19 protein-coding genes and 1 pseudogene are annotated in these 26,370 nt (G+C 64.6%); 16 read left to right on the top strand and 4 right to left on the bottom strand.

What is annotated here, in order from left to right:
- On the bottom strand, positions 1–1,110 hold the full coding sequence (locus tag ACSBOB_RS33880; RefSeq protein ID WP_442580375.1) for a carbohydrate kinase: 1,110 nt from the start codon (positions 1,108–1,110) through the stop codon (positions 1–3).
- Positions 1,111–1,388: 278 nt separating this feature from the next.
- Between ACSBOB_RS33880 and ACSBOB_RS33875 the strand changes: the two genes are divergently transcribed.
- The 5 genes from ACSBOB_RS33875 to ACSBOB_RS33855 all read left to right on the top strand — a co-directional run bounded on the left by ACSBOB_RS33875 (position 1,389) and on the right by ACSBOB_RS33855 (position 6,276).
- Complete coding sequence (locus ACSBOB_RS33875; RefSeq protein ID WP_442580374.1) at positions 1,389–2,357, top strand: isopenicillin N synthase family dioxygenase; 969 nt, start codon at positions 1,389–1,391, stop codon at positions 2,355–2,357.
- 57 nt (positions 2,358–2,414) lie between these two features.
- Entirely contained in the window at positions 2,415–3,455 is a 1,041-nt protein-coding gene (locus ACSBOB_RS33870; RefSeq protein WP_442580373.1) for an ABC transporter substrate-binding protein, read from the top strand.
- 117 nt (positions 3,456–3,572) lie between these two features.
- Entirely contained in the window at positions 3,573–4,631 is a 1,059-nt protein-coding gene (locus ACSBOB_RS33865) for an ABC transporter ATP-binding protein (RefSeq protein ID WP_442580372.1), read from the top strand.
- Positions 4,628–5,497 (top strand): ABC transporter permease, encoded by an 870-nt coding sequence (locus ACSBOB_RS33860; RefSeq protein ID WP_442580371.1) that lies wholly within the window; start codon positions 4,628–4,630, stop codon positions 5,495–5,497. Before ACSBOB_RS33865 ends, ACSBOB_RS33860 begins: the two co-directional genes overlap by 4 nt.
- Positions 5,494–6,276 (top strand): ABC transporter permease, encoded by a 783-nt coding sequence (locus tag ACSBOB_RS33855; RefSeq protein ID WP_442580370.1) that lies wholly within the window; start codon positions 5,494–5,496, stop codon positions 6,274–6,276. The genes ACSBOB_RS33860 and ACSBOB_RS33855 overlap by 4 nt, the downstream gene beginning before the upstream one ends.
- Positions 6,277–6,345: 69 nt before the next feature.
- Here the strand turns inward: ACSBOB_RS33855 and ACSBOB_RS33850 are convergent, their stop codons facing one another.
- Positions 6,346–7,341, bottom strand: a complete 996-nt coding sequence (locus ACSBOB_RS33850; protein ID WP_442580369.1) for an MDR family oxidoreductase — start codon at positions 7,339–7,341, stop codon at positions 6,346–6,348.
- 31 nt (positions 7,342–7,372) lie between these two features.
- The gene (locus ACSBOB_RS33845) at positions 7,373–8,131 is read right to left on the bottom strand and encodes a FadR/GntR family transcriptional regulator (protein WP_442580368.1); all 759 of its coding nucleotides are present in this window, start codon (positions 8,129–8,131) and stop codon (positions 7,373–7,375) included.
- A 123-nt stretch (positions 8,132–8,254) separates the two neighbouring features.
- Here ACSBOB_RS33845 and ACSBOB_RS33840 point away from each other — a divergent pair, with 123 nt between their 5' ends.
- From ACSBOB_RS33840 to ACSBOB_RS33800, 9 genes and pseudogenes are all read left to right on the top strand, one after another.
- Complete coding sequence (locus ACSBOB_RS33840; RefSeq protein WP_442580367.1) at positions 8,255–9,709, top strand: FAD-binding oxidoreductase; 1,455 nt, start codon at positions 8,255–8,257, stop codon at positions 9,707–9,709.
- Positions 9,706–13,134 (top strand): indolepyruvate ferredoxin oxidoreductase family protein, encoded by a 3,429-nt coding sequence (locus ACSBOB_RS33835; protein ID WP_442580366.1) that lies wholly within the window; start codon positions 9,706–9,708, stop codon positions 13,132–13,134. Before ACSBOB_RS33840 ends, ACSBOB_RS33835 begins: the two co-directional genes overlap by 4 nt.
- 12 nt (positions 13,135–13,146) lie before the next feature.
- A complete protein-coding gene (locus ACSBOB_RS33830; RefSeq protein ID WP_442580365.1) occupies positions 13,147–14,082 on the top strand; it encodes a nucleoside hydrolase in 936 nt (311 codons plus the stop codon).
- A 103-nt stretch (positions 14,083–14,185) separates the two neighbouring features.
- Positions 14,186–14,581: pseudogene (locus tag ACSBOB_RS33825) on the top strand (transposase); the annotation flags it as partial.
- Positions 14,582–15,072: 491 nt separating this feature from the next.
- The gene (locus tag ACSBOB_RS33820) at positions 15,073–16,671 is read left to right on the top strand and encodes a multicopper oxidase family protein (RefSeq protein WP_442580364.1); all 1,599 of its coding nucleotides are present in this window, start codon (positions 15,073–15,075) and stop codon (positions 16,669–16,671) included.
- A 130-nt stretch (positions 16,672–16,801) separates the two neighbouring features.
- Positions 16,802–17,500, top strand: coding sequence for an FAD binding domain-containing protein (locus tag ACSBOB_RS33815; RefSeq protein WP_442580363.1), 699 nt, complete (start codon positions 16,802–16,804; stop codon positions 17,498–17,500).
- Positions 17,497–20,199: a molybdopterin-dependent oxidoreductase gene (locus ACSBOB_RS33810; protein ID WP_442580362.1), complete on the top strand. Its 2,703-nt coding sequence runs from the start codon at positions 17,497–17,499 to the stop codon at positions 20,197–20,199. The genes ACSBOB_RS33815 and ACSBOB_RS33810 overlap by 4 nt, the downstream gene beginning before the upstream one ends.
- Positions 20,196–21,152 carry an antibiotic biosynthesis monooxygenase gene (locus ACSBOB_RS33805; RefSeq protein ID WP_442580361.1) on the top strand — a complete coding sequence of 319 codons (957 nt, stop codon included), beginning with the start codon at positions 20,196–20,198 and terminating at the stop codon, positions 21,150–21,152. The genes ACSBOB_RS33810 and ACSBOB_RS33805 overlap by 4 nt, the downstream gene beginning before the upstream one ends.
- A gap of 377 nt (positions 21,153–21,529) precedes the next feature.
- A complete protein-coding gene (locus tag ACSBOB_RS33800; protein WP_442580360.1) occupies positions 21,530–22,810 on the top strand; it encodes an efflux RND transporter permease subunit in 1,281 nt (426 codons plus the stop codon).
- Here ACSBOB_RS33800 and ACSBOB_RS33795 read toward each other — a convergent pair.
- A complete protein-coding gene (locus tag ACSBOB_RS33795) occupies positions 22,758–23,069 on the bottom strand; it encodes a hypothetical protein (RefSeq protein ID WP_442580359.1) in 312 nt (103 codons plus the stop codon). The two genes, ACSBOB_RS33800 and ACSBOB_RS33795, sit on opposite strands and share 53 nt — an antisense overlap.
- Positions 23,070–23,426: 357 nt before the next feature.
- Here ACSBOB_RS33795 and ACSBOB_RS33790 point away from each other — a divergent pair, with 357 nt between their 5' ends.
- Both ACSBOB_RS33790 and ACSBOB_RS33785 read left to right on the top strand, forming a co-directional pair.
- Entirely contained in the window at positions 23,427–25,007 is a 1,581-nt protein-coding gene (locus ACSBOB_RS33790; RefSeq protein WP_442580358.1) for a long-chain-fatty-acid--CoA ligase, read from the top strand.
- Positions 25,008–25,173: 166 nt separating this feature from the next.
- A complete protein-coding gene (locus ACSBOB_RS33785) occupies positions 25,174–26,358 on the top strand; it encodes an acetyl-CoA C-acyltransferase (protein ID WP_442580357.1) in 1,185 nt (394 codons plus the stop codon).
- Positions 26,359–26,370: the final 12 nt, after the last annotated feature.

Genomic DNA, 26,370 nt, shown 5'->3' with positions numbered 1-26,370 from the left:
TCAGGCTGGAATGCGGACCATGCCGGCGGACAGGAAGCGCGGCGACAGGTCGGGGTGGACGCTGGCGTCACTCTCGGTGGTCAGCGTGGCGAGCAAGGCGCCGGTCTGCGTAGCCTGGACGGTGTCCTCGCCGCCGAGCACGCGATACAGCGTCCCCGCGATCATGGCATCGCCGGCGCCAGTGATGTCGACCGGGTGGGCCGGTACGGAACGCATGGTGGCGACCCCGTTGCCGCCGGCGACGGCGTAGCCGCTGGAACCCATGGTGACGATCACCTCGGCGGCCCCCCGGCCGCGCAGCGCCTCGGCCGCTTCCTTGGGCCGCATACGCTTCTCCGGATTGATGATGCCGAGCATGGCGTTCGCTTCGTCATGATTGGTGAACAGCAGGTCGATGCCTGACAGGTCCTTCGGCAGGCGCATCGCCTTGGGCGACGAAACCGTGTCGATCGCCAGCTTGAAACGCGCGCCCGCCTTGCGTGAGATCAGCGCCTCGATCACCCCGGCCGGCATGTTGCAGTCGCAGAATACCCAGGTGGCGGAGGCGAGGTGCGGCCAGAACCGGTCGAGATAGGACGGTTGGAAGAGGTCGAATATCTCCATGTCGGCGATGCCGAGCACGAGGTCGTTCTGCGGCCCGAGTATGGCCGCGTATTCGGCTGTCGGGCGCTCGGTGGTGGTGATCACCTGGCTCACATCGCCGCCGAGATCGCGCAGGTGCCTGGTCAGCGAGCGGCCGACCTCGTCGTCGCCGACGATCGAAACGAAGCTGACGTCCACGCCCAGGCGGACCAGGTTCTCCGCGACGTTCCTGGCGACGCCACCGTAGCTGCGATAGCCGTTGACCGGGTTGGAGGTCTCGAAGATGAGTTCCTTCTTGGCGTGGTACTTGCGGTCGAGCACCGCGCCGCCGATGCAGATCATGCGCTGCTTGGCCGGCAGCACGTAGCCACGGCCGAGGATGTAGCCCTTGTTGACCAGTTGCACGACATGCGCGGCGACCGTCGACCGGGCAAGCCCGAGTGCCGTTGCGATGTCCTGCTGACCGGCAAACGGATTGGCGGCGATCAGGTCGAGTACCGCCTGTTCCTGCGCTCCGAGGTCTTCCATGGATCCCCCAGGATGGTGCGAATGCGCACCTTTCTGTAAATGATATGGGCAACAACAGATGCTCTTGTCAACATCTGTTTGTCGGCTTATCGTGTCTCGTGGTGGTGCCTTTGAGGACGCTACTTCGGCGATCAAGCCGATCGTGACGGTGGCAGGAAAGCAATGCAGACAGGCATGCGTACCCAGCAGTCCCCGCTCCCCGCCGGCAGGCGCCTGCCTGCTTCGGCCGCTCACCCGTTCACCCATCTTCCATTCCAGGCAGCAGAGTGAGTTCGCCCATGCAGGTTGCCACCGACGAACGCCAGGCAGCACAGCTAATCCCCGTGGTCGACGTCGGGCCGTTCATCAGGGGCGAGGCCGGCGCGAAGGACGTTGTCCAGGCCATCGAGGCCGCAGCCCGCGACACCGGCTTTTTCCTGGCCACCGGCCACAATGTGTCGCCGGAGGTGACCTCCAGGCTGTACGGTCTCGCCCGCGCCTATTTCGACCTGCCGGAAGAGTACAAGCGCGCCCATGGCCGAGGCACCGGCGTCGCGGGCGGCGTTGCCTTCTCGCCGATCGCGGACGAGGCGCTGGCCGCCACCAAGGGCATCCAGACGCCCGGCGACTACAAGGAGAGCCTGAATTTCGGCATCCGTCTGCCCGGTGACGCCTGGCCCGGCAGGCCGGAAGGGCTGCAGCAGGCATTCCGCGACTATTTCGCGGAGATGGAGACGCTGGCCCGCCATTTGCGCCGCATCTTCGCTTCGGCGATCGGCCTTGAGCCGGATTATTTCGAGCCCGCCTTCGAGAACCATCTTTCGGCGCTGAGGGTCATCAACTATCCGGAGCAGGAGGAGTCCCCGCTTCCGGGCCAGATGCGGGCCGGCGTCCATACGGATTACGGCTTCATGACCATCCTGCGCTCGGAGGCATCGTCGGGCGGGCTTCAGGTGCAGAGCCGCGACGGGCGCTGGATCGACGCGCCTTCGATCGATGGCGCCTATGTCATCAACATTGCCGACGCTTTCATGCGCTGGACCAATGACGAGTGGGTCTCGACTCCGCACCGCGTCGCCAACCCGCCGCGCGAAAAGAAAGTGTCCTCCCGCCGCCAGTCGATCCCCTTCTTCGTCAATCCGGGCAAGGACACCGTGATCTCCTGCCTGGAGCCGTTCTGCGCGGACGGCAAGCAGGCGAAGTACGAGCCGATCACCTACGGAGACTACATCAACCTCAAGACCAGCCAGGCTTTCGGCAAGAAGTAGCGGCGGCGGAACGGCTGCCTCGAACGACGCAACGCATAACGCAACAGGGGAAAAGCAATGCTCAATCTCAACAGACGACAGGCTCTGGCCGGCTTGGCGGGTCTCGGCGCGGCCTCCATGCTCGGCATCCAGGGCGTTCGCGCCCAGGGCAAGACGCTGATCGTTCCGACGCTCGGCGGTGTATGGGAGCAGTTCTGGCGCTCCACCATCGTTCCGGCCTTCGAAAAGGCGAGCGGCGCCACCGTGACGCTCGACGTCGGCAATGGCCGCGTCTTCGGCGCCAATCTGCGCGCCGCCGGTCTCGCCAATCCGCCTTACTCGGTGATCATGACCAACGAGGTCTTCGCATCGAGCCTGCGCAAGGAGGGCTATTTCGAGAAGCTCGATATGTCGAAGGTCCCGAACTACGCGGATCTCTACCCGATCGCCAAGGTCGCCGACGGTTTTGCCGCCACCGGCGCGCTGTCGCCGATCGGCATCGGCTACCGCACCGATCTCGTGAAGACCCCGCCAAAGTCCTGGAAGGATCTCTGGAACAATCCCGAGTTCCAGGGAAAGATCGGGCTCTACAATTACGCCAACAGCGCCGGCAAGATGGAACTGCTGCTGGCGTCAAAACTGTTCGGCAAGGACCAGTATGACGCCGACGCCGGCTTCGATGCTCTTGCCAAGCTCGGCCGCGTCATCCAGGTCGACTTCAACCTGTCGACGGCGCTGTCGTCCGGCGAGATCGTCGTGGCGCCGTTCGATTTCGGCGAGATCACCCGCCTGCGCAAGCAGGGCCTTCCCGTCGATTGCGTGATCCCGGAAGAGGGCATGATGATGTTCGACCAGAACCTCGTCATCCTCGCCAACGGTCCCGAGAAGGAACTCGGCTACCAGTATCTCAACTTCATGATCTCGCCGGAGATCCAGGACCTGATGATGCGCCAGTTCTTCACCTCGCCGACCAACTCCAAGGTCATCGTGCCCGATGAGCTGAAGGCGGACATCCCGGTGTCGGGCGAGGCGATGAGCAACATCCTCACCTGGGACTGGAACTTCGTGAATGAGAAGCAGGGCGAGTTCGCCGACCGCTGGGCAAAGACCATCCAGTAAATCCTTCAGGACGAGGCGCGTCCCGGCGACGGGACGCGCCTTTTCTTTCGAACCGGAAAAGAAGCGAGCCGGAACCGGCCGACCGCGCGCCGAGCGCCACGCAGGGAACAGAAGATCATGACCGAAGTGAGCATCGAAGGGCTGACGAAGGTGTTCGGACGCTCGCGCGCGGTCGACAAAATCTCGCTACGGATTGCCGATGGCGAGTTCATCTCGCTGCTTGGACCGTCCGGCTGCGGCAAGACCACCACGCTCAAGATGATCGCCGGCTTCGAGGCTGTCAGCGACGGCGCCATTCGCTTCGACGGCTCGGATGTGGTCAACGTCCCGGCGGAGAAGCGCGACATCGGCATGGTGTTCCAGAACTATGCGCTGTTTCCGCATATGACGGTGGAGCAGAACCTCGCCTTCGGCCTCGAGATGCGCAAGGTGGCCAGGCCGGAGATGCAGACGCGCATCGCCAAGGTGCTCGACATGGTTCAGCTTGCCGGCTACGCCGAGCGTTATCCCAGCCAGCTCTCCGGCGGCCAGCAGCAGCGCGTCGCGCTTGCCCGCGCGCTGGTGATCGAACCCAAGATCCTCCTCCTCGACGAGCCGCTCGCCAATCTCGACGCTAAGCTTCGCGAGGAGATGCGGGTCTTCATCCGCGACCTGCAGCGCCGCGTCGGCATCACCACCGTCTATGTCACCCATGACCAGGCGGAGGCGATGACCATGTCCGACCGTGTCGTCGTGATGTTCGGCGGACGCATCGCGCAGCTCGGAGCGCCGGCCGATATCTACCAGAAGCCCGAGACGCTGGAGGTCGCGCAGTTCGTCGGCCAGGTCAATCTCATCCAAGGCAAGGTGACCGGCGTCGAGGCCGGCCAGGCGCGCATCGCGACCGTCTTCGGCGCCGTTGCCGTGCCCGACCGCGGCATCGCCCGGCCCGGCATGGCGGCGACGCTTGCGCTGCGTCCCGAGGCGCTTGACTTCGCCTCCGCCGGCGAACCGGGTGCGGCCGGCCGCGTCATAGCGCGCTATTATTCCGGAAGCTTGGTCGACTACCGCGTAGCGCTCTCCTCCGGCGAGGTGCTGCATGTGCAGACCTTTCCCAATGTGCGCCACAGTGAGGACGACGAAGTCACGGTGCGGGCGCCCGCCGATGCGTTCTGGCTGATCGGGGCGTCGACATGAGCTCCGCCCGAAGCACGGGCGTTGCGCGTCCCTGGCTGCTGCTGCTTCCCGCAGCCCTGCTGCTCGGCGTTTTCCTTGTCATCCCCTATCTCAACATCGTGCTGATGAGCTTGCGCACGCCGGGAGAGGGGACGCCTTACGGAACGGGCTTCACCATCGGCAACTATGTCCGTTTCTTCTCCGACGGCTTCTACCTGTTCCAGGTGTTCAACACGCTGTGGATCGGTCTTCTCACCACTGCGCTTTGCCTCGTGATAGGTTTTCCCGTAGCCTGGCAACTCGCGCGCGGCGACATGCGCTTTCGCGGCCTCGCCTACGGCCTCGTCCTGTCGCCGCTGCTCGTCGGCATCGTCATCCGCTCCTATGGCTGGACCATCCTTCTCGGCAATGCCGGATTGATCAACCGCACACTGCAGTCGCTGGGCGTCATCGATGGTCCGCTGCCGCTGATGTACAACGCGCTCGGCATCACCATCGCGCTAGTGCACGTCTTCCTGCCCTTCATGATCCTGCCGATCATGGCGGCGATCCAGGGCGTCGACCCTTCGCTGGAATCGGCGGCGCGTTCGCTCGGCGCGTCGCGTTTCACCGCCTTCCGGCGTGTCATCCTGCCTCTGTCGATGCCGGGCATCCAGGCCGGCTGCATCCTGGTGTTCGTGCTGTCGCTGTCGGCCTACGTCACGCCGTCGCTGATCGGCGGCCTGCGCGTCAAGACGATGGCGGTGACCGTCGTCGATGCGCTGATCGACACGTTCCAGTGGCCCTGGGGTTCCGCGCTAGCGCTGATGCTGTCCGTCACCGGGGCGATCTGCGTCGTCATCTTCGCCCGGCTGACCCGCATGAAATGGAAGGTGGCACGGTCATGAAGCGCCCGGTCCTGACGCTCTACTGCCTGCTGGTCTACGCCTTCCTGCTGGCGCCGATCCTCGTCGTCGTTGGTGCTTCCTTCAACGCCGGCAACTTCCTGACCTTTCCGCCGCAGGGTCTGTCGCTGCGTTGGTACGTCACCTTCTTCAACAACGAAGTCTTCATGCGTGCCATCCGCACCTCGCTCGGACTGGCTGCCGTGGCGACCGTCATCTCCACGATCATCGGCACGATGGCCGCGCTCTACTACGTCCAGCACGCTGGCCGCTGGAAGGAGGCCATGCGCATCGCCATGCTGTCGCCGTTGCTGCTGCCCGAGGTGCTGACGGCGATCTCGCTGCTGTTCTTCGTGTACACGATCGGCATCGGCACCCGAACCATGTTCGGCCTGGTCGTCGGCCATGTGCTGATCACGCTTCCCTTCGTCTTCATCAACGTCTCGGCGTCGCTCGAGAGCTTCGACACCTCGTGGGACATGGCGGCGCGCAGCCTCGGCGCCGGCCGCTGGACCCGCTTCCGCCGCATCATGCTGCCGCTCATCAAGCCTGGCGTCATCGGCGGAGCGCTCTTCGCCTTCATCATCTCGTTCGACGTCTTCACCATCTCCTTCATGCTGAAGGGAATCGGCATGTCGACGCTGCCGATCCAGTTGTTCGACTATCTGCGCACCAACTTCACGCCGGAGGCGGCAGCCGTGTCGACCCTGTCGATCGTCCTGACGCTCGGTGTCGTGATCGTCTCGGAAAAAGTGCTCGGCCTGCGTATCCACCGCTTCTGAGCGGGCCCCGCCAACGAAAAGGGCGCGCGGCTCGGCCGCGCGCCATTTTGCTTACCAGTGAAAAAATCCTCAGGCGCTGACGTCAATCACAACCCGGCCACGTATACGGCCCGCCACGATATCCTCGGCGAGACCGGGCAGCGCCGACATCGGTTCGACCCGGGCGATCGAGCGGATGTGCTCCGCATCGAGATGCCGGGCCAGCGTCTGCCAGGCCCGTTCGCGCCTGGCCCGCGGAGCCATCACGGAATCGATGCCGATCAGCGTCACGCCGCGCAGGATGTGCGGGGCGACGCTGCCCGGCAGGTCCATCCCTCCGGCCAGCCCGCAGGCCGCCACCGCGCCGCCATAGAAAGTCTGCGCCAGCACATTGGCGAGCGTCGTCGAGCCGACCGAATCCACGGCGCCGGCCCAGCGTTCCTTCTGCAGCGGCCCGCCCTTCTCGGAGAGGCTGGCGCGGTCGACGAAGCTGCTCGTGCCGAGGCCGGCGAGATAATCATGCGTATCCGGCCGGCCCGTCGACGCGGTGACCGTGTATCCCTTGTTGGCGAGCAGGCTGATCGCGGTCGAGCCGACACCCCCGGCCGCGCCGGTAACCAGCACCTCCTTGCCGCCGGGCGCGATCGAGCCCCAGTCCTCCAGCGCGTCGACGCAAAGCGCTGCCGTATAGCCGGCCGTACCGATCGCCATCGCTTCCTGGAACGAGAACGTATCGGGCAGCCGCACCAGCCATTCGGGCTTGACGCGCTGGTATTTCGTGTATCCGCCCCATTCGGTCTCCGACATGCCCCAGCCATTGGCGACGACCTTGTCGCCTAGCTTCCAGTCTGCGGAACGCGATTCCACCACTGTGCCGGCAAGGTCGATCCCAGCCACCATCGGCAGGCGGCGGGCTATGCGCCCCTTGCCCGCGACCGCCAGACCGTCCTTGTAGTTCAGCGTGGAGAAGGCGACTTCCACCAGGACGTCGTGATCGGGCAGGTCGGCAAGCGTCAGCTTGCGGAACTCGGCTTTCGGCTTGCCGTCCTGGTCGACGATCATCATCGCATTGAAGGCTTCGCTCACCGCATGTCTCCTTGCCGGTCTATGTATGGGTTCAGGCCGCCGGACCGCCGGCGGCACTCTTCTCGGCGCGTCGTTCCAGCGCCTGCACAAGCACCACGCGCATGCCGGTGAGGTGGTCGCGCAGCCGCTCGACCGCGCGGTCGGCGTCCTGCTCGCGGATGGCGACAAGAATGGATTCGTGCGAGTCCGCCGCGCCCTGGCGTTCGAACAGCCCGTAGGTCAGCATGTTGGTGATCGGGATGAAGCTCTCGATCACGGTGTACATCATCAGCCGCAACGGACCGTTCTGTGTGGAGTCGACCAGCGCCCGGTGGAAGCGCACGTCCGACGCGCAGAAATCCTCGCCGCTGATCGACCGGCTGCGCTGCAGGCCGATCTCGGCGGCCATCGCAGCAATGTTCTCCTCGGTCCGGTTGCCGGCCGCTAGCCTCGCGCAGACGCTTTCAGTCTCCATGCGTGCAGTCACCAGTTCGTCAACGTCGAAGGCGCCGACGCCGACCAGTAGGGTAGCGGCGCCAGTGATCGCCTTGGAGAGGCTTTCCGGATCGGGCCTCGTGACGAAGTTGCCGCCGGTCGGCCCGCGCCGCGAGCGGATCAGGTTCTGCGCGGCGAGGCGCTTCAGCGCCTCTCGCACGGTCGGGCGCGAGATGCCGAAGCGCTTGGCCAGTTCTTCCTCAGTGGGCAGGCGCTCGTCGATCTTCAGGCGCCCCTCGAGAATGGCGCTGCGGATCTCGTCCGCCACCTGCTTGGAGAGGCCTGTCCGCACCACATCGTCATAGTTCAGCGACATGTCTCTTTCCTCGCAGTGCGATGGAGGTTTGTCCAGTGTCGGAGGTTAAAAATATATAGGTTTGACAAATAGCACAATTCGGATAGCGTTGAGACATCGGCCCGCGGCCAAGGGAACCGCCGAATGACGCTCGATATTTCTCCGCGCTTGGTTGCCGGCGACGCCGCAACGGACGCGGTCCCGCCGGCCCTGGAACGCCTCATGCGGCAACTGCCGGCCGAGGCCCTGCTGTCGGGAGACCGGATCGACGCCCGTTTCCGTGAGACGCTCAGCGACTTTCCGGCTGCCATGCCGGCTTTCGTCATGCGGCCGCGCAACGCCGCCGAAGTGTCGCTCTGCCTTGCGACCTGCGATGCCGTCCGTCAGCCGGTCGCCATCCAGGGCGGACGCACCGGCTTTCACGGTGGCGAGCGCGTCTGCGCTGGTGAGGCCGTGCTGTCGCTGGAGCGCATGACCGGCCTTTCACCCGTAGACCCGGTGGGCGGCACCATCGTCGCCGAAGCGGGCGTCCCGCTGCAGGCGGTCCAGGAGGCGGCCGATCGCGCCGGCATGCTGTTCGGTGTCGACATCGGATCGCGCGGCAGCGCCACCATCGGTGGCAATGTCGCCAGCAATGCCGGCGGCATCCGCGTCCTGCGCTACGGCATGTTCCGTGCCCAGGTGCTCGGCCTTGAGGCGGTGCTCGCCGACGGGACGATCCTCACCTCGCTGAAAGGCCTGGCAAAGGACAATTCCGGCCCCGATCTCAATCAGCTCTTCATCGGCAGCGAAGGCACGCTCGGCGTGGTCACGCGCGCCTGCCTGAAGCTGCATCCGAAGCCGGCAGCCGAATCCGCAGCCTTCTGCGCCGTCCCCTCGCTTGCCGCGGCGATTGCGCTGCTCGCTCGTCTGCGCGCCGCGCTTGGGCCGCTCCTGTCGGCCTGCGAGCTTATCTTTCCCGATGCCTTCGAAGGCGCCCTCGCGCTGACCGGCGCGCCACGCCCCGTGGCGCCGGCGGCCTTCTATGTGCTCGCCGAATTGCACGCCATCCACCCGGGACACGACACCGACGGTTTTGCGGCGGCGCTGATGGCGGCGCATGGGGATGGCATGATCAGCGACGTGACCGTGTCGCAATCGCCGCGCGAGTTCCGCATGCTGTGGGATTTGCGCGAGGCCTGCTCCAGCTACATCTTCACGCTGGAACGCATCATCGGATGCGACGTCGCCGTTCCGCTGGCGAAGATGGAAAGCTTCGTCCTAGAGGCGGCGGGTGTCGTGCGGGCGCTCGATCCCGCGGCACGTTTCCCCGTCTTCGGCCATCTCGGCGACGGCAATCTCCACTACATCATCGAGACGGATCGCAGGGAAGGTGTCGTCGATGCCGTATACCGCTGCGTGCAAAAGCTCGGCGGCTCGATCTCGGCCGAACATGGGATCGGCATCGATAAGAAGACGCATCTGCATTTCAGCCGCAGTGATGCGGAGATCGACACGATGCGCAGGCTGAAGCGCGCTTTCGACCCCAACAACATCCTCAATCCCGGCCGCATTTTCGATCCGCTGCCGGCAACCTCGACGCAAGGAGCCGCCGCATGAACGGGAACGCGCTCGACGCTCGCTACACTGTCACCCGAGGGCGCATCCTGGTTTCCGGAACGCAGGCGCTGGTGCGCCTGCCCATGATGCAGCGCCAGCGCGACCTTGCCGCTGGCCTGAACACCGCGGGCTATGTCTCCGGCTACCGCGGCTCGCCGCTCGCCTCCTTCGACCGCGAAATGGGCGTGGCGCGCAAGCATCTGGAAGCCAACCACATCGTCTTCCATCCCGGCCTGAACGAGGACATGGCCGCGACCGCCGTCTGGGGCACGCAGCAGAATGGCATGTTTCCCGGAGCCCGCTACGACGGCATCTTTTCCATGTGGTATGGCAAGGGTCCCGGCGTCGACCGCAGCATGGATGTCATCAAGCATGCCAACGCCGTCGGCACCGGCAGGCATGGCGGCGTGCTCCTGCTGGCCGGGGACGATCACGGCGCGGTCTCCTCGACGCTACCGCACCAGAGCGAGCACAACCTCATCTCGGCGATGGTGCCCATGCTTTCGCCGGGCGGCCTGGCCGAATACATCGACTACGGCCTGCTCGGCTGGGCGATGAGCCGCTATTCCGGCGCCTGGGTCGGCTTCAAGGCGCAGACCGAGATCGTCGAATGCTCGGCCACCGTCGATGTCGATCCCGACGCACTGGTGATCGCGACGCCGGGCTTCGACCTGCCCGGTGACGGGCTGTCGATGCGCTGGCCCGATGGACCGCATGCGATGGAACTGCGGCTGCAGCGCAAGATGGAGGCCGTGCACACCTTCGCCGCCGCCAACCGGATCGACCGTGCCTGGTATCGCGACGGCAAGCCGCGCATCGGCATCGTGTCCACCGGCAAGTCATGGCTCGACCTTCAGGGCGCGCTTGGCGCGCTCGGCATCAACGAGGTTCGCGCGGCCGAACTGGGCATCGCCCTCTACAAGGTCGGGCTGACCTGGCCGGTCGAGCCGTCGGGACTGATCGCCTTTGCCCGCGACCTCGAAGAGGTCTTCGTCGTCGAGGAGATGCGTCCGGTCCTGGAGGACCAGATCAAGTCGCTGCTGTTCAATCTGCCAGATGGGCGCCGCCCGCGCGTGATCGGCAAGGCCGACGAGGCAGGCCGCCCGCTGCTGCCGTCGCATGGTGAGATCGACGCGATTTCGGTTGCGCTGGCGCTGGCGAAGCGGCTGCCGGCCGACGCCTCGATCGCTCGTCACGTCGCGCGGCTGGAGGAGATCGTCCGCTCCGCGCCTTCCGGGGCGGCAGCGTTGAAGCGCGACGCCTATTTCTGCTCGGGCTGCCCGCATTCCATCTCGACCCGCCTGCCGGAAGGCAGCCGCGCCACGACCGGCATTGGCTGCCACATGATGGTGATCGGCGTCGAGGACCGCAACACCTCCACCTTCACCCAGATGGGCGGCGAGGGCGGCGCCTGGATCGGGCTGTCGCCCTTCACCGACGAGAAGCACATCTTCGTCAACATGGGCGACGGCACCTATTTCCACTCAGGCCTGCTGGCCATCCGCGCGGCAATCGCCGCAAAGGTGAACGCCACCTACAAGATCCTCTACAACGACGCAGTTGCCATGACCGGCGGGCAGCGTCATGACGGCGAGAACACCGTGCCGTCGATCGTCGCGCAACTGCTCGCGGAAGGCGCCGGCCGCGTCGTCGTCGTCGCCGAGCAGCCGGAGCGCCTCCAGGGCGTCCTGCCGCGTGGCGTCGCCATCCATCCGCGCGACGAGCTCGACGCCGTGCAGCGTGCACTGCGCGAGGTCCCCGGCGTCACCGCCATCGTCTACGACCAGGTCTGTGCCGCCGAGAAGCGCCGTCGCCGCAAGCGCGGCGCCCATCCGGTCTCACAGAGGCGCGCCTTCATCAACGAACTCGTCTGCGAGGGCTGCGGCGACTGTTCGGCCGTCTCGAACTGCATCTCGGTCGAACCGGCCGAGACCGAGTTCGGCCGCAAGCGCCGCATCAACCAGTCGAGCTGCAACACCGACCTCTCCTGCCTCAAGGGTTTCTGCCCGAGCTTCGTCACGGTCGAGGGCGGCCGCCTGCGCAAGCCACGGGCGGCGGCCGGTCGCTTCGACCCGGCGATTTTGCCTCAGCCGGTGCTGCCACGGGTCGACGGCGCCTACAACATACTGCTTGCCGGCATCGGCGGCACCGGGGTGATCACCGTCAGCGCCATCCTCTCCATGGCCGCGCATCTCGACGGCCTGTCGATCCTGACGCTCGACCAGACCGGTCTTGCCCAGAAGAACGGCGCGGTGGTCAGCCATGTGCGCGTGGCCAGCCGGCCGCGGGCACTCTACGCGGCCCGGATCGGCCCCGGCGAAGCCGACCTCGTGCTCGGCTTCGATGTCGTCGTGTCCGCCTCGCCGAAATCGCTCAAGACCTTCGCCAGGGGGCGTACCCGCGCCGTCCTCGACGATCATTTCGCCCCGACCGCGTCCTTCGTCCAGAACACCGCGATCGACTTCCGCCAGGAAGCGACGCTGAAATCGTTGCGCGGAGCGGCCGGCGATGACGCCGTCCACATGGTCGCCGCGACCCGGCTTGGAACTGCGCTGATGGGCGACGCCATCGCCGCCAACATGTTCCTGCTCGGCGCGGCATGGCAGCGCGGCCTCGTCCCGGTCTCGCTCTCCGCCATCGATCGCGCGATGGAACTCAACGGCGCCGGCCTGTCGATGAACCGCGCCGCCTTCGCCTGGGGCCGGCGTTCGGTCGTCGACCCGGACGCGGTGAATGCCGCGGGTGGACTGACGCCCGCCGTTGCGGTCGCTGAGACGCTCGATGCGCTGGTGGAGCGGCGCGCGGAATTCCTCACCGCATACCAGGATGCCGCCTATGCCGCCCGCTACCGCGACCTGGTGGCGAAGGCCCGCGCGGCTGCAGGTCCTTCCGGTGAAGCCTTCGCCATGGCCGTGGCGAAGAACGCCTACAAGCTGATGGCCTACAAGGATGAGTATGAGGTGGCGCGGCTGCACACCGACCGCTCGTTCGAGAAGAAACTGGCCGAGCAATTCGAGGGCAAGCTCACCGTCCGCCACCTGCTCGCACCGCCGGCGATTGCCCGCACCGACCCGCGCACCGGCCATCCGGCGAAGATCAGCTTCGGACCCTGGATGCGGCATGTCTTCTCACTGCTCAAGCACGGCAAGGCGCTGCGCGGCACACGCTTCGATCCTTTCGGCCGGACACAGGAGCGCCGCACAGAGCGGCAGCTCGTCGCCGACTATTTCCAGGAGGTCGAACGTCTCTGCGCCGTGCTTTCGTCGGACACGATCAAGACGGCAACCGAACTCGCCGGCCTGCCGGACATGATCCGCGGCTTCGGCCACGTCAAGGCGGCCAGTATCGAGCGCTACCAAGCCCGCCGGGCGAAGCTCGCGCTGAAGCTTGCCGACGCCGGACACACCCTCAAGACGGCAGCCTGACCGGAATCCTCCATGACACGCAAGATCATCATCGACACCGATCCCGGCCAGGACGATGCGCTCGCTATCCTGCTGGCGCTGGCCAGTCCCGAGCTGGAGATTCTCGGCATCGTCGCCGTCGCCGGCAACACGCCGCTCAGCCTGACTCAGGTGAACATCCGCAAGATCTGCGAGGTGGCGGGGCGGCCGGACGTAAAAGTCTTCGCCGGATGCTCCAGGCCGATGATGCGCAAGCTGGTCACCGCCGAACACGTTCACGGCGCGACAGGGCTCGACGGCTACGACCTGCCCGAGCCCGTCATGCCGCTGCAAGACCGGGACGGCGTCGACTTCATCGTCGAGACGCTGCGCCGGGAGGAGCCCTGCACCGTCACGCTCTGCGCGCTCGGACCGCTCACCAATATCGGCACGGCCCTGTCGCGGGCGCCCGACATCGCGTCGCGCGTTCAGGAGATCGTGCTCATGGGCGGCGGCTATTTCGAGGGCGGCAACATCACGCCTTCGGCGGAATTCAACATCCATGTCGATCCGGACGCCGCCGAGATTGCCTTCACTGCCGGCATAAGGACAACCGTCCTGCCGCTCGACGTCACCCATCAGGTGCTGACGACCCGCAAGCGTGTCGCCGCGATCAGGGCGCTGGGCACCCGTCCGGCCGAGATCGCCGCAGGCTGGCTCGAATTCTTCAAGCGTTTCGACGAGGCGAAATACGGCATCGAGGGCGGCCCGCTCCACGATCCCAACGTCATCGCCTACCTGCTCAGACCGGAACTCTATTCCGGCCGCCTCTGCAACATCGAGGTCGAGACCTCGTCCGAACTGACGCTCGGCGAGACCGTGGTCGACTGGTGGGGCGTGACGCAGAGGCCGAAGAACGCGACCTTCCTCCGCCATGTCGACGCCGACGGGTTCTTTGCCTTGCTGACCGAGCGGCTTGCCCTCCTCTGAAGGAAGATTTCAGCCGGCTCACCCTGTGGCCAGGCACGAGGCGATCAACGCCGTCTTTCCCGAGACCGTCGTCCAGACCTGCATCGTGCACCTGATCGGATGAGCGAGCAGCCGCCTGATCGCTTTCGACGCGAGCGGCGTCACGTTCCGCTACAAGGACTACCGCCGCGACGAAGTGGACCGGCAGCAGGTCATGACGCTTGCGGCCGACGAGTTCATCCGTCGCTTCCTGCTCCATGTCCTGCCACGCGGTTTCCACCGCATCCGGCACTACGGCCTGCTTGCCGGCTCCGCCCGCAAGGCCAGCCTCGCGCTCGCCCGCCAACTCCTGGATGTCGCCGCGCCGCCCGATGCCCACACACCAGGCGCACCGGGCGGCTTCCGCCCGCCATGCCCCTGCTGCGGCGGACGCATGATCGTCATCGAGGTGTTCGAGCGTTGGAGGCAGCCGCGCGGACCGCCTGATGCAACCGCCACGAACCGGGAGGGTTGGCCATGACCCGGCATGGCAAAGTCGAACCTTCAGCCGCAGGCGCCCAGCCGCCGGCAACGAGCCCGCGCGCCGATGGTGACTGTCGCCGCCGACAGCGTCGCAACGTGCCTCGTGCGGGATCGGCTAGACCACGCGAAGAAACAACGAAGCGGCCTCTCCGCATCCATCCCCACGCTTCCAAGCGGCGGTAGCACCATCGCCGACATCGGCCGCAGATCGAAATCCCCATAGCCGTTGACTGTGCCCCGCGGGTTCCTTCCTCGGGGACTTTCCTACGCCTGCCGGCGCCCGAAACTCTTCACGAACTCGGTCATTCCTGAAGAATGAGCGCGACGACAAAAGCGGACTCGGGATTGGTCCTGCGAGCGGTTGTAGCGACCGGGTGCGCAATGCCGCTGCAGCACCGCTCACCTTGCATCCAATATTTCGACGAAATTCGTTCATGCTGAATTTACGGTCACAGTTTACTGGTGGTGGATCAAATGTGGGGGATCTGATTGCAGCGGGATTCGGAAGACAAAGACGCTTTTGCTGTCGCCGCGAACATCAAGAAATTGTCACGGCGCCAACTGCTCGAGGGCAGCATGGGGATCGGTGCCCTTCTGCTCAGCGCAGGGGCCGCAAGGACCGAAGACTCTGCCCACAGCATGCACGGCAACATGGACATGTCCCCTACGCTGGGGATGGTGCCGGACAAACCGGTTCCCGCCACGGATCAGCCGCTTGTCGAACCCGAGGTACGGCGGTCCGTCGATGGTGTGCTGAGCACGACCTTGCGGGCCGGTTATGCCTATCGGCAGATCGGCGGCGTCAGGCTCTATTTAAGGTCCTATGAAGGCGGCAGCCCAGGCCCCACCTTGCGCATGAAGCCCGGCGAAACGTTGCGCATCAAGCTCATCAACGATCTGCCGCCTAACCGGGACGCGCTTCCCGCCGACATCAGCCACCCGCATCAATTCAACAACACCAATTTCCACTTTCATGGCTCGCATGCGAGCCCAAGTGGCATTGCCGACAACGTCATGCGCTCGATGGCGCCCGGCTACACCTACGACATCGAAATCACGCTGCCGGACGACCACACCAGGGGCACCTACTGGTACCACCCCCACCATCACGGCAGTGCCGATGTCCAGATGTCGAGCGGAATGGTGGGCGCTGTCATCATCGAGGGCGATTTTGCCGATGTGCCCGAAATAGAAGCCGCCCGTGAGCGCCTGTTGGTTCTGACCCAGGTGGTCTACGACGCCAATGGCATGATCGAGGATTTTGAGACGCTGTTTCCGGAAACGGCAACACGATTTCTGGCGATCAACGGACAACGGCGGCCGATGATCGAGATGCGGCCCGGCGAAGTGCAGCGCTGGCGCATCCTTAACGCGGCCTATCAGGACGATATGCTGCTCGACCTGGAGAAGCACAACCTGCATGTCATCGCTTACGACGGCATCCAGCTCGGCGCCCTACAATCTTTCAAGCAGCTTCTGATCGCCCCGGGCCAGCGCGTCGATGTTCTGGTGCGGGCGGGACCGGCGGGCACCTATGCCCTGGATGCGGCGCCTTACGATCAGGGGCATCCGTCGCCGACAGGTCCTTTGGCAACGCTGGTGGTATCCGGGGAGCCGATGGACATGAGGTTGCCCGTTGCCTTGCCACCGCCGCCCCTGGAAACCATCGAGGATTCCGAAATCACCAACCGTCGCACGGTGACCTTGTCGGCAACCGCGCCCGAAGCGGATGCTGCCGGCCATTGGCAGGAATTCGGCTTCTTTATCGACGGCAAGAAATTCGATCCCACCCGCATCGATCAACGCGTGCAGCTCGGTGCGGTCGAGGAATGGACGATCGTCAACACGCATGAGCATGACGACCACGTCTTTCATATCCACACCAATCCTTTCCAGGTCGTGTCGGTCAATGGCAAGCCGCTTCCCGTGCCGCAATGGCGGGACACCGTGATCGTCGAACGCAAGGGCGGCACGGTCGTGTTCCGCTCCCGCTTCCTCGATTTTACCGGTGTCTACATGGTCCATTGCCACATGATGAACCATGAGGAGATGGGCATGATGCAGACCGTCGAAGTTTATAAGCCGTAGGCGGCACGCGATCATGAATCTGAGCACGGTCACCGAAGTCAAACGGCCGGCATCCTATGACGACATCGATGGTTGGCGGGACGGCTATTCGTGGCTGGCCGGGGGAACCTGGCTGTTCTCCGAGCCGCAGTTGTCGGTTGACACGCTGATCGATCTCGACGCCCTGGGTTGGGCGCCCCTTACGATGACCGAGGCCGGCCTCGATATCGCCGCGACTTGCCGTGTCGTTGAGCTGCACGACTTCGAAGGGCCGCCTGCATGGCGTGCAGTACCGCTGTTTCGGCAGACCATCGATGCGTTCCTGATGTCGTTCAAAATATGGAATGCCGCGACCATAGGCGGCAACGTGTGCATGTCGCTGCCCGCCGGGGCGATGATCTCGCTGACCGCGGCCCTCGAGGGCGTATGCACGCTGTGGCCGCGCGAAGGCGAGCCACGCGAGGTTTCCGTCGTCGACTTCGTGACCGGCAATCACCGGAACGTGCTACAGAAGGGCGAATTGCTGCGCAGTATCCGTTTGCCGGCGGCGGCATTGTCGAAACGCGCAGCCATGCGGCAGGTGTCGCTGACCAAATTCGGACGGTCGGCGGCTCTCATCATCGCCACGGTGGGCGACGGCGGCGCCGATTTCCTGTTGACGGTATCGGCCGCCACGCCGCGGCCGGTGCAGTTGCGCTTCGCTACCTGTCCATCGGCCAAGGAACTGCACCATGCCCTGGAGGCAAGATTGCCGCCGGATGCCTATTTTGACGACGTGCACGGATCGGCACCCTACAAGCGCCATGTCACGCATTATCTCGCCGAACAGATCCGTGCGGAGCTCGCATGACCCATTTCCATGTCAACGGCCGTAGTTATTCGGCCGAGCCGGCGGCTGGCCAATGCTTGCGCACTTTCTTGCGCGATCTCGATGTCTTCGGCGTCAAGAAAGGCTGCGACGCCGGCGATTGCGGCGCCTGCACCGTGCATATCGACGGCAAGCCGTTCCATTCCTGCTTGGTGCCGGCGTTCCGGGGCGAAGGCCGCCAGATCACGACGATCGAGGGTCTGGCTGCGGACGGCGAACTGCATCCGATGCAGAAGGCGTTTCACGATGCGCAGGCCTTCCAATGCGGGTTCTGTACCGCCGGCATGATCATGACGGCGGTGACGCTGACCGAGGAGCAGAAACGCGATCTGCCGCACGCGCTGAAAGGCAATCTCTGCCGCTGCACCGGCTATCGGTCGATCAACGACGCGCTGCATGGAAAATGCAACATCGAGGCGGACGTGGCCGGCAAGTCCCTCGGGGCCAGCCTGCCCAACCCATTCACCGAAGCCATCTTGACCGGCACGGCACGCTACACGATGGATCTCGCCGTCGAGAACCTGCTGCACCTGAAGGTCATGCGCTCGCCGCATGCCCATGCGCGTATCGTCTCCATCGACCGCCGCGCCGCGCTCGCCGTACCGGGCGTCGTCGCGGTCTATACGTGGGAAGATGTGCCCGGGCGCCTGTTCAGTTCGGCCTTGCACGAAGATCATCTTGTCGACCCCGATGACATAAGGCTGCTCGACAACGTCGTGCGTTTCGTCGGCCAACGGGTTGCCGCCGTGGTCGCGGTAACGGAGGCGGCGGCGGAAGCGGGTTGCCGGGCGCTTCACGTGGATTACGAAATCCTGCCGGCGGTCTTCGATCCGGTCGTGGCCGTGCAGCCTGGAGCTCCGCTGCTGCACGACAAGGACGCGGTCACCTCCGGCAACAATATTTTCTGCACGCTGCAAGGTGAAATCGGTGATATCGCCAAAGGCTTCGAGCAGGCCGACGCGGTGCATGAGCAGACCTACTCGACCACCCGCGTGCAGCACGTGCATCTTGAGACGCATGGATCAATCGCCTGGAGAGGCGAGGATAATCGCTGGCACGTCCGCACGAGTTCGCAGGCGCCGTTCGCGGCGCGGCAGAAGCTCGCCTACGTCATGGGAATTCCGCCACGCGATCTGCATGTGTTCACCGAGCGTGTCGGGGGAGGGTTCGGCGGCAAGCAGGAAATGGTCTCGGAAGATCTCGTGCTGTTCGCCACGATGAAACTGGGGCGCCCGGTGAAGTGGGAGTGGACCCGCGAGGACGAATTCATCGGCGCCACCACGCGCCACCAGATGACCACAAGGGTAAAGATTGGCGCGCGCAAGGACGGCACCCTGACGGCGCTTGACGTAGAGGTTTTCTCCAACACGGGCGCTTATGGCGGGCATGGGAGCGAAACCCTGGCTGCCGCAATGGCGACCCCGATCGCAGCCTATCGCTGCGCCAACAAAAAGGGCATCGGACACGCCGTCTACACCAACATGACGCCGGCCGGCGGGTTTCGCGGCTACGGCGCTTCGCAAACCACCTTCGCGGTGGAATGTGCGATCGACGAGCTTGCAAGAATGCTCGGCATCGACCCGTTCGAGATGCGGCGCAAGAATGTGGTTCTGCCGGGCGACAACATCGAATCGATATGGAAGGAACCCAGCGACGCCAGCTTCGGCAGCTATGGCATCGGGGAATGTCTCGACATCGTCGAGCGAGAACTGAAGAACGGCAACGGCGTCGCCAAGCCCGATGGAGCGGATTGGGCGGAGGGCGAGGGTGTCGCATTGGCAATGCTTGAATGCGGCCCGCCAACCGAGCATCGCTCGGGCGCGGAGATGCGACTGCTGCCGGACGGGAGCTACCATCTCGCCTGCGGCTCGACCGAAATGGGCAACGGCATCACCACCGCGCACAAGCAGATTGCCGCTTCGATATTGGGTACGCGCGCAGATGACATCGATATCATCAACGCCGATACGGATCGCACGCCCTATGACACAGGCACCTTTGCGAGCACCGGAGTCGTGGTCGGCGGCAAGGCGGTCCACCTGGCAGCCGAGGCCATGTCCGCCGACATCCTCGACTTCGCCAGTCGCCACACAGGCATGGCCGTCGACCAATGCCGCCTCGACCACGACGGCGTCATCTGCGGCAACCAGCGAATCCTGCTCAGCGATCTGCATGCGGAGGGCGCGAAGGTAGACCATCGTTTCTCGGTTAGTCGCCGTGCCTATCTTTCGCCGCGCACGATCGCCTTCAACGTGCATGGGGTGCGGCTTGCGGTGCATCGCATGACCGGCGAAATCCGCGTGCTGCACAGCGTGCATGCGGCCGATATCGGCCGGCCCATCAACCCGATGCAGTGCCGCGGCCAGCTCGATGGCGCGGTTGCGATGGGGTTTGGCTGGGCGCTGATCGAAAACATGGTTCACGACAACGGCCACATGGTGAACCCGCAGTTGCGCAACTGCCGCATCCCGACGTTTGCCGACACGCCGCATACCGATATCTTCTTTGCCGACACGACCGACACGATCGGGCCTCTCGGCGCGAAGTCCCAGGGCGAGTGCGGTATCAATCCGGTGGCGCCCGCCGTCTCGAATGCCCTGGCCAGTGCCACGGGCGTACGGTTCGCTCATCTGCCGTTCACGCCCGATCGCCTGTTCTCTAAACTCAGTCCCGCAGCATGAGCGATGCGGCAAGCAGCGTCAGCATCGTCACGCAAACCTGCGTTAGGCCCGAATTCGCCGAAGCGTTCGCTCGCTGGCAGGGCGAAACAAGCCAGGTGATCTCCGGCTTCCCCGGGTTCATCGAGCAACAGCTCATGCCGCCGCACCCACCGCTGCAAGTCGACTGGGTGATCCTGCAGCGTTTCGCCAGTCTGGACGATGCCAAGCGATGGCTGGGCTCGTCCGAACGGCAATCCCGCATCGAAGGCGCCACCCACATGTTCGTGGGGCGCGACGACGTTCACATCGTGCGCGACGATGCCAGTGCGGCGCGCACGGCGCCGGTCTCCGCGGTGATCAGTACGCGGGTGAAGCCCGGCATGGAAGCCGAATACCGGAAATGGGAGCAGAAGATCGCCGCGGCGCAGTCGAAGGCGGTGGGTCTGCAAGGCTATCGCTTCGAGCCGGCTGTGCCGGGCGTGCAGGAGGACTTCGTCGCAATCCTACGCTTCGACAGCGAGGCCAATCTGGAGGCCTGGCTCAGCTCGCCCGAACGACGCCGGTTGCTCGACGAAGCCGCGCCGTTGACGGCGGAGTTCCATACGCGCGTGGCGGAAAACGGCTTCGAACAATGGTTTCGAGACGCTACGCCTCGGGGTGCGCCGCCGCCCGCAGCGTGGAAGATGAACATGATCGTCCTTTTGACGCTCTACCCGGTCGTCTTCCTTTGGAGCCTGTTGGTGGGGACGCCAATTCTGACAGGGACGCTGAACCTTAGTTTCCCGATCGCGTTGTTCATTGGCAACGCCTTCAGCGTCATTCTCACCTCCCATCTGGTGCCGTGGAGCGCCAAGCGGCTCAGTTGGTGGCTGACACCGCCAAAGGCCGGGCGAACTCTCGTTGACCTACGGGGCGCTACTTTGCTGGTCGCGAGCTATACCATCATGATCCTGGTGTTCTGGAAGGGTTCATAGGTGGCTGGTGCGGCCAGTGTTGGTGGTCGGCACTGACCCTCGATAGCCGCTTCAAGTCAGATGCGTCGGACACCATCATCGCCTTCGACCTGACCGGCGGCGAGAAGGCGGAGGCGCCGCATTTCCCCATCCTGCTCGGCATCGGGCCGGACGCCGCGGGAGCCACAGGCATAGCCCCGGTCATCCCGAAAGAGTAACGGAAAGGACAGGCCCGCCTACTTCGCCAAGGTTCTCTACAAGGCCCGAGCCCGTATCGAACAGGGCGTCGGCCTCGTCAAACGCTTAAAGTGCGTCGCCCTGCGATGTGAAAAAACAGAACGCAACTATCGATCAATTACAAGCTTCGCCGCTGGAAGGTCGGGCAGGTGGAGAGCGCCTTGCGAGCGGTTCCCGAGGTGGCCTCGACTCATTCGACGATCAATACCGGCAGCGGCATGGGCAAGCACAAGGCCGCCATCCTTGTCGGCCTCGCGCCGCCGGAGGAGCGCAAGCACACGTCGGTCATGCTGGCGGAGCCGATCCGCCAGCGCCTCGCTGCCATTCCGGGCATCGATATCTCGATCATCCAGGAGACACTCGGCGGCGGGGCGAGCCCGATCCAGCTCAGCGTGCTGGGAGACGATCGAGCCGTCCTGGAAAAGGTCGCCACCGACCTCGCGGCCGGCATGCGCCTGATACCGGGGATGGTCGACATCAATTCCAGCACCGCCGACGCCAAATCCATCCTCTCGGTCCGGCTGAAGCGGGAACAGGCAAGCGACCTCGGCGTCGGCGTTCCCGAACTGGCGGGAACGCTCGCGCCGCTGGTGGCCGGGGCCGTGGTCTCGACATGGACGGATGCGCGCGGCGAGAGCCATGACATCGTCGTGCGGCTTCCCCACGACCAGCGCGCCAATCCCGCCGCCATCAAGGAGTTGACGATAACGACGCCGGGCGCCGACGCCAATGGCAATCCGCTGATGGCACGCCTCGATCAGGTCGCCGAGATCGAACAGGTTCCCGGCGCGTCCGGAATCCGGCGTCTCGGTCTGTCGCAGGAAGTCCTGATCTCGGCCGATGTCTCCGGCCGCGCCGTCGGGGACGTCATGGCCGAGCTGGAGGCCCTCATTGCCGCGCAGGACTTGCCGACGGGCTACCGGATCAAGTTCGGCGGCGACGCCGAGGATATCGGGAAGGCCGGTGCCAGCATGCTCAAGGCGCTGATCATGGCGGTGATCTTCATCTATGTCGTGCTGGCCTCGCAATTCGGGAGCTTCACGCAGCCGCTCGCCATCATGGCGGCGCTGCCCCTGTCGCTGGCGGGCGTGCTGCTCGGCCTCATGATCGCGGGCAGCACCTTCAACATGTTCTCGATGAGCGGATTCATCATGCTCATGGGCATGGTCGCCAAGAACGCATGCCGTGATTGGCGGGCTCGTCAGCTCGACGGGCCTGACGCTGGTCGTGGGTCCCGTCATCCTTTCCTGCATCGACAACCTGACGCGCCGGCTTTCCCGGTCCCGACGGGCCTGTCTCCTAGCCAGCATGGAGGCGAGACGATGACGCGCAAAGGGCTGCACCGCCTTGTCATGCGCCTGCTTTTATCCGTCGTCCTGATGGGCCTACTTATTGGAGGGCCGCTGGTTCTTCTGCTCTTCGTCGAAGGGCGGTTTGCCTGAGCGCACGAACCTCACGGAAGCGCTGCCACGTAATGCCGTTGCAATGCTTCGCCCGCAGAGTAGCATTGCCGATAAAGCGCACCGGCAGCGGGACGATTAACACGACGAAGGCATAGGCCAGCACCACTGCCAGAGGCTTTGCACCGACGAAGCGCAGAAAGCGAAAGAACGAAAGGTCGAGCGTCGGCCGGGTGGGCACCCGTTCGATCAGTCCGAAGGCGGCGAAAGGCAGCAAGGTGGCCTGCATCACGTCGCCCACGTCAATCTAAAAAATATTAACCCGCTTGAGAGTGAATGTTGACATGTGCTTGCATTGAGGTCATTGAAGGCATTGCCAATTCAAACGGGGATGACTTGGCGAGGGAGGATTTGCGGGCATGTCACGTTCTGTGGGGTTTCTCGGAATAGGGAGAAACGTGCCAGCCATCCCTGTTTCTGAGGCGCCGGCGGAAGCTGGCAGAGATATTTTGCCTGCCGGAGGTTCGAATAGCTTCCAAGTCGGCGATCTAACCGGCGTGTTCGGCGAAGAGCTGATCCAGTGTCATCGCTCGGCGCTAAAGAGTCGCGAAAACAATGCGTCAAGCAAGTGGCCTGCAAATCTGGGGCACGATGGATGATGATCGACGCTGCCATGCAGACCTATGCGCTGACGATCGACAAGTTCCTTGACCACGCAGCGAGGTGGCATTCCGACACAGAAGTGGTAACTGCACGCGCTGATGGCCCTAACGCGCGCATCGGCTATGCGGCATTGAAGGAGCGAGCCCAGCGCCTATCCGACGTGCTGGCAGGGTTGGGTGTTGGCGCTGGGCAGTGCATCGCCACCCTCGCCTGGAACAGCCAAGCCCACCTCGAGGCGTGGTTTGGCATCATGGGCATGGGCGCGGTGTGCCATACGCTAAACCCTAGACTGACCGCCGGTCAGACGGCCTCGATGCTTTTGCAGTCGTCAGCGGAGATCCTCGTTGTCAGCGCCGATCTGCTGCCGCTGGCGCGCGAAATTGCCGGCAAGGCGCCCTTGCGGCACATACTGACGATCGACGGCGACGCCGACGGATGGGCAGGTGGACCTCCCGTGCGATCGCTCGAAGGATTGCTTGCCGAGGTGGAGCCGGACTTTGTCTGGGGGTGCTTCGATGAGAATACGGCGTCGGGCCTGTGTTTCACATCCGGTACAACCGGCGAACCAAAAGGCGTGATGTACACGCATCGTTCCAACTATCTTCACACGCTGCGCCTCCTTCAGGCGGATGTATTTGGCATAACGGCCCGCGACGCTGTTCTTCCGGTGGTGCCTATGTTTCATGCCAATGCCTGGGGCATGCCGTTCGCGGCGCCCGCGGCCGGCGCTAAACTGGTGCTTCCCGGGCGCCATTTGGACGGCGCCAGTCTTGCCCGGCTGATCGCGGCGGAGGGCGTGACGGTGGCGTCGGCGGTCCCGACGGTCTGGCTGGGACTGGTGGAGCATCTGGAGGCCGAAGGCGGCGAACTACCGTCGCTGAAGCGCATCGCGGTTGGCGGATCGCCGATGCCGCCGGCGCTGATGGAGCGGATCGAGCGGCGGCTCGATGTCACCGTGCAGACCAGTTGGGGCATGACCGAGCTGTCGCCCCTGGGGACGATGGCGCCGCCGGCCTCTGCACGGCGCAATGCCGCGCTGTCGGGCCGACCAGCCATCGGCCTGGACCTGCTGCTGACCGACGCAGAGGGCCGCGCCTTGCCACAGCAGCGCAACGTGGAGGGGTATCTTCGGGTGCGCGGTTCAGCCGTGGTCGAACGCTATCTGGGGCAGAGCGAGAGGGCTATCGATGCCGCCGGCTGGTTCGATACGGGCGATCTGGCCCGTATCGATGGCGAGGGCAATCTCATGATCACCGGCCGCGCCAAGGACCTGATCAAGTCCGGTGGAGAATGGATCAATCCTGCTGAGATCGAGGCGATCGTCAGTTCGCTGCCGCAGGTTTCGCTTGCCGCCGTCGTCGGGCGGAGCGATGCCAAATGGGGGGAGCGGCCGATACTGCTGGTCGAGATGAGCAAGGGCGAAGCGTTGACGGACGCGGAATTGCTGGAATCATTGCGGGGACGCGTGGCATCGTGGTGGATACCGGACGAAGTCGTGCGGCTACCGAAGATGCCAACAGCGGCGACGGGAAAGATCGACAAGATGCGGCTAAGGTCGCAATACGGCCAGGCCTGAGAGCCTGTCTGGAAATGGATGAGGGCGGGCTGCAAACGATGTTTTGCTGCGCTCCGATGCTCACGTACTTAATGCACGCTCCGCTTCGGCGCTCGTAAAACACCGTTTTCGCCTCACCCTGATCCATTTCCAGACAGGCTCTGAGTCAAGGATACGGAGAACTGCAATGAGAGAAGCCGTCATCGTCAGCACCGCCCGCACCGGGATCGGCAAGGCGTACAGAGGGGCGCTCAACGCGACCAAGTCGCCGACGCTGGTCGGCCACGTGCTCGATCACGCGATCCGACGCGCCGGCATTGATGCGGGTGAGGTGGAGGATTTCGCGCTGGGAACGGTTCTCGCCGCAGGCACGGCCGGAATGAACCTCGCCCGCAATTCGGTGTTTGCAGCTGGTGCGCCGGCAACGGTGTCGGGGCAGACCATCGACCGGCAGTGCGCGTCCGGGCTTATGGCGATTGCGACGGCGGCCAAGCAGATCATCGTGGACGGGATGGATATTGTGGCGGCGGGCGGGCAGGAGAACATTTCGGCCGTCCAGGACCGCTATCTTTCCTGGGTGGGCGAAGAGGCCGATCCCAATGTCATCGCCAAGGTGCCGCATGCCTACATGCCGATGCTTGGAACGGCGGAGTTCGTGGCAAAGAAGTATGGGGTCAGCCGGGAGGCGCAGGATAACTATGCGCTGCAGTCCCAGCAACGGACCGCCGCCGCGCAGCGGGCCGGCCGGTTCGATGACGAGATCGTGCCGTTCAGCACCACGACGATGGTGAAGGACAAGGATACGGAAGTGGTGTCGCGGCGGCCGGTGACGCTCGAGCGCGATGAAGGCAACCGGCCGCAGACCGCTATGGAGGACCTCGCGAGGCTGAAGCCGGTGATCGAGGGCGGCGTTATCACCGCGGGCAACGCGAGCCAGCTTTCGGACGGGGCGTCGGCATGTGTCCTGATGGAGGCCAAGCTTGCGGAAAGACGCGGGCTTCAGCCGCTCGGCATTTACCGCGGCATGACGGTGGCGGGATGTCCGCCGGAGGAGATGGGGATCGGTCCGATCTACGCGGTTCCGAAGCTGCTCGAGCGACACGGCCTGACGGTTGGCGATATCGGGCTGTGGGAACTCAACGAGGCTTTTGCCGTGCAAGCGCTGTATTGCCGCGACCATCTCGGTATCGACCCGGCGCTCTACAATGTCGACGGCGGCGGCATCTCGATCGGCCATCCCTATGGCATGACAGGCGCGCGCCTCGTTGGCCATGCGCTGATTGAAGGAAGGCGGCGCGGGGCGAGATACGTTGTCGTTACCATGTGCATCGGTGGCGGCATGGGGGCAGCAGGATTGTTCGAGGTCGCTTAGGCGGGGTGGGAA

Source organism: Mesorhizobium sp. KACC 23794 (genome assembly GCF_052180275.1).
Lineage (GTDB): Bacteria > Pseudomonadota > Alphaproteobacteria > Rhizobiales > Rhizobiaceae > Kumtagia.
Note: the sequence above shows the minus strand (reverse complement) of the source record. Positions and strands in the feature narration are given on the sequence as shown.